General features: G+C 49.4%; 2 tRNA genes and 2 rRNA genes. All 4 read right to left on the bottom strand.

Annotated elements, in window-relative coordinates:
* Positions 1-128: 128 nt before the first annotated feature.
* Positions 129-3,018: ribosomal RNA gene (locus L2096_RS15980) — 23S ribosomal RNA — on the bottom strand.
* A 362-nt stretch (positions 3,019-3,380) separates the two neighbouring features.
* Positions 3,381-3,456, bottom strand: a tRNA-Ala gene (locus tag L2096_RS15975).
* Between the two features lie 36 nt (positions 3,457-3,492).
* A tRNA-Ile gene (locus L2096_RS15970) sits at positions 3,493-3,569 on the bottom strand.
* Positions 3,570-3,629: 60 nt separating this feature from the next.
* Positions 3,630-4,699: ribosomal RNA gene (locus L2096_RS15965) — 16S ribosomal RNA — on the bottom strand; the annotation flags it as partial.

The raw sequence follows: 4,699 nt of genomic DNA, 5'->3' as shown, positions 1-4,699 counted from the left end.
TGTGCCGTACTTTGTACCAAATGAGTTTAACGGATTGGAATATTGAGTCGGTATTTTATGTTCTAGCTTTCACTAAATCAAGTATTCGTATCGAATTTATCTTGCTACAACAACTGTTTGGGTGTTGTATAGTCAAGCCTCACGAGCAATTAGTATTGGTCAGCTTCACATATCACTATGCTTCCACATCCAACCTATCAACGTCCTAGTCTTGAACGGCTCTTTAGAGGAATAAATTCCTAGGGAAATCTTATCTTGAGGTAGGCTTCCCGCTTAGATGCTTTCAGCGGTTATCCCTTCCGAACATAGCTACCCGGCGATGCGACTGGCGTCACAACCGGTACACCAGAGGTTCGTCCACTCTGGTCCTCTCGTACTAGGAGCAGATCCTCTCAAATTTCCAGCGCCCACGGTAGATAGGGACCGAACTGTCTCACGACGTTCTAAACCCAGCTCGCGTACCTCTTTAAATGGCGAACAGCCATACCCTTGGGACCTGCTTCAGCCCCAGGATGAGATGAGCCGACATCGAGGTGCCAAACACCGCCGTCGATATGAACTCTTGGGCGGTATCAGCCTGTTATCCCCAGAGTACCTTTTATCCGTTGAGCGATGGCCCTTCCATACAGAACCACCGGATCACTAAGACCTACTTTCGTACCTGCTCGACTTGTGGGTCTCGCAGTTAAGCGCGCTTTTGCCTTTATACTCTACGCGTGATTTCCGACCACGCTGAGCGCACCTTCGTACTCCTCCGTTACTCTTTAGGAGGAGACCGCCCCAGTCAAACTACCCACCAGACATGGTCCTCGCCCCGGATTACGGGGCAGAGTTAGAACCTCAACATTACCAGGGTGGTATTTCAAGGATGGCTCCAATGGAACTGGCGTCCCATCTTCAAAGCCTCCCACCTATCCTACACAAGTAAGGTCAAAGTTCAATGTCAAGCTGCAGTAAAGGTTCACGGGGTCTTTCCGTCTAGCCGCGGGTACACTGCATCTTCACAGCGATTTCGATTTCACTGAGCCTCTGCTGGAGACAGCGCCGCCATCATTATGCCATTCGTGCAGGTCGGAACTTACCCGACAAGGAATTTCGCTACCTTAGGACCGTTATAGTTACGGCCGCCGTTTACTGGGGCTTCGATCAAGAGCTTCGCTTACGCTAACCCCATCAATTAACCTTCCAGCACCGGGCAGGCATCACACCCTATACGTCCACTTTCGTGTTTGCAGAGTGCTATGTTTTTAATAAACAGTTGCAGCGGCCTGGTTTCTGCGGCTGTCAATCGCTCAGGGAGCAAGTCCCATCACCATCAACAGCGTACCTTCTCCCGAAGTTACGGTACCATTTTGCCTAGTTCCTTCAGCAGAGTTCTCTCAAGCGCCTTGGTCTACTCGACCTGACCACCTGTGTCGGTTTCGGGTACGATTCCTGTGTAACTGAAGCTTAGAGACTTTTCTTGGAAGTATGGTATCAGCCACTTCGCTAGTAAACTAGCTTGCTATCGACTCTCAGCATAGAGCACCCCGGATTTGCCTAAGATGCATGCCTACTGTCTTCCACCTGGACAACCAACGCCAGGCTGACCTAACCTTCTCCGTCCTCTCATCGCATTACACAGAAGTATTGGAATATTAACCAATTTCCCATCGACTACGCCTTTCGGCCTCGCCTTAGGGGTCGACTCACCCAGCCCCGATTAACGTTGGACTGGAACCCTTGGTCTTTCGGCGAACGGGTTTTTCACCCGTTTTGTCGTTACTCACGTCAGCATTCGCACTTCTGATACCTCCAGCAGACTTCTCAATCCACCTTCATCGGCTTACAGAACGCTCCCCTACCACGTAACTTAAAGTTACATCCGCAGCTTCGGCACATAGTTTTAGCCCCGTTACATCTTCCGCGCAGGCCGACTCGACTAGTGAGCTATTACGCTTTCTTTAAAGGGTGGCTGCTTCTAAGCCAACCTCCTAGCTGTCTATGCCTTCCCACATCGTTTCCCACTTAACTATGATTTTGGGGCCTTAGCTGGCGGTCTGGATTGTTTTCCTCTTGACTACGGACGTTAGCACCCGCAGTCTGTCTCCCGGATAGTACTCATAGGTATTCGGAGTTTGCATCGGTTTGGTAAGTCGGGATGACCCCCTAGCCGAAACAGTGCTCTACCCCCTATGGTATTCGTCCGAGGCGCTACCTAAATAGCTTTCGGGGAGAACCAGCTATCACCAGGCTTGATTAGCCTTTCACCCCTATCCACAAGTCATCCCCTGGCTTTTCAACGACAGTGGGTTCGGTCCTCCAGTTAGTGTTACCCAACCTTCAACCTGCTCATGGATAGATCGCCTGGTTTCGGGTCTATACCCAGCAACTATACGCCCTATTAAGACTCGGTTTCCCTACGGCTCCCCTATGCGGTTAACCTTGCTACTGAATATAAGTCGCTGACCCATTATACAAAAGGTACGCAGTCACCGAACATGTCGGCTCCCACTGCTTGTATGCATGCGGTTTCAGGATCTATTTCACTCCCCTCACAGGGGTTCTTTTCGCCTTTCCCTCACGGTACTGGTTCACTATCGGTCAGTCAGGAGTATTTAGCCTTGGAGGATGGTCCCCCCATATTCAGACAAGGTTTCACGTGCCTCGCCCTACTCGTCATCATTGTGTGTGCCCTTTCGTGTACGGGAATATCACCCTCTACGTTCGCACTTCCCAGAGCGTTCCACTAGAACACACACAACTTAATGGGCTGTTCCCCTTTCGCTCGCCGCTACTAAGGGAATCTCAATTGATTTCTTTTCCTAAGGGTACTGAGATGTTTCACTTCCCCTCGTTCGCCTTGCATGACTATGTATTCATCATGCAATACCTATCTTATGATAAGTGGGTTCCCCCATTCAGACATCTCCGGATCAAAGGATATTTGCCGCCTCCCCGGAGCTTTTCGCAGGCTATCACGTCTTTCGTCGCCTCTGACTGCCAAGGCATCCACCACATGCACTTAATTACTTGACTATACAACCCCAAACAGTCGCTAATGCCTACAAGTAGCATTATCAACATTACAGTTTGAAGTACTGTGAATTGAATCACCGTACAGCTTCAATCTAAATTCATATACCAAAACGCTTGATTCAGTTAATTTGCTAGTTCTCGGATTAAATCGTCACCTAACAATTGCTTGTTAGCTTCTTATCTAATCGAGTTTGAACAATTTATTTCAGACTCAATATTTTCCAATCTGTTAATGAATTAATGTGTCTTCGTCAGATCACACTAAACTGTGATAAATCACAGAACTTAATAAAATAAGATCTCAAGACCTTCTTTTTACTAAGTTCTATAATCTACACCTTAGCCGTACTCTTTAAAGTACGTGGTGGAGACTAGGAGAGTCGAACTCCTGACCTCCTGCGTGCAAAGCAGGCGCTCTACCAACTAAGCTAAGTCCCCAGCTTATATCATTAATGTATCTTTCTGCCGTAGACTTGGTGGGTCTGACAAGACTTGAACTTGTGACCCCACGCTTATCAAGCGTGTGCTCTAACCAACTGAGCTACAGACCCTCAGATACATCTTAGAAGAACAACTTGTTGTGGATTCTTACCGGCCAATCAATCTTTCGTTAAGGAGGTGATCCAGCCGCAGGTTCCCCTACGGCTACCTTGTTACGACTTCACCCCAGTCATCGGCCACACCGTGGTAACCGCCCTCTTTGCAGTTAGGCTAGCTACTTCTGGTGCAACAAACTCCCATGGTGTGACGGGCGGTGTGTACAAGGCCCGGGAACGTATTCACCGCGGCATTCTGATCCGCGATTACTAGCGATTCCGACTTCATGGAGTCGAGTTGCAGACTCCAATCCGGACTACGATCGGCTTTTTGAGATTAGCATCCTATCGCTAGGTAGCAACCCTTTGTACCGACCATTGTAGCACGTGTGTAGCCCTGGCCGTAAGGGCCATGATGACTTGACGTCGTCCCCGCCTTCCTCCAGTTTGTCACTGGCAGTATCCTTAAAGTTCCCATCCGAAATGCTGGCAAGTAAGGAAAAGGGTTGCGCTCGTTGCGGGACTTAACCCAACATCTCACGACACGAGCTGACGACAGCCATGCAGCACCTGTATGTAGATTCCCGAAGGCACCAATCCATCTCTGGAAAGTTTCTACTATGTCAAGGCCAGGTAAGGTTCTTCGCGTTGCATCGAATTAAACCACATGCTCCACCGCTTGTGCGGGCCCCCGTCAATTCATTTGAGTTTTAGTCTTGCGACCGTACTCCCCAGGCGGTCTACTTATCGCGTTAGCTGCGCCACTAAAGCCTCAAAGGCCCCAACGGCTAGTAGACATCGTTTACGGCATGGACTACCAGGGTATCTAATCCTGTTTGCTCCCCATGCTTTCGCACCTCAGCGTCAGTGTTAGGCCAGATGGCTGCCTTCGCCATCGGTATTCCTCCAGATCTCTACGCATTTCACCGCTACACCTGGAATTCTACCATCCTCTCCCACACTCTAGCCAACCAGTATCGAATGCAATTCCCAAGTTAAGCTCGGGGATTTCACATTTGACTTAATTGGCCGCCTACGCGCGCTTTACGCCCAGTAAATCCGATTAACGCTTGCACCCTCTGTATTACCGCGGCTGCTGGCACAGAGTTAGCCGGTGCTTATTCTGCGAGTAACGTCCACTCATC

The organism is Acinetobacter sp. ACZLY 512, assembly GCF_023614015.1.
Taxonomy (GTDB): domain Bacteria; phylum Pseudomonadota; class Gammaproteobacteria; order Pseudomonadales; family Moraxellaceae; genus Acinetobacter; species Acinetobacter soli.
The sequence above is the reverse complement of the archived record's forward strand: the minus strand, read 5'-3'. Positions and strand labels throughout refer to the sequence as shown.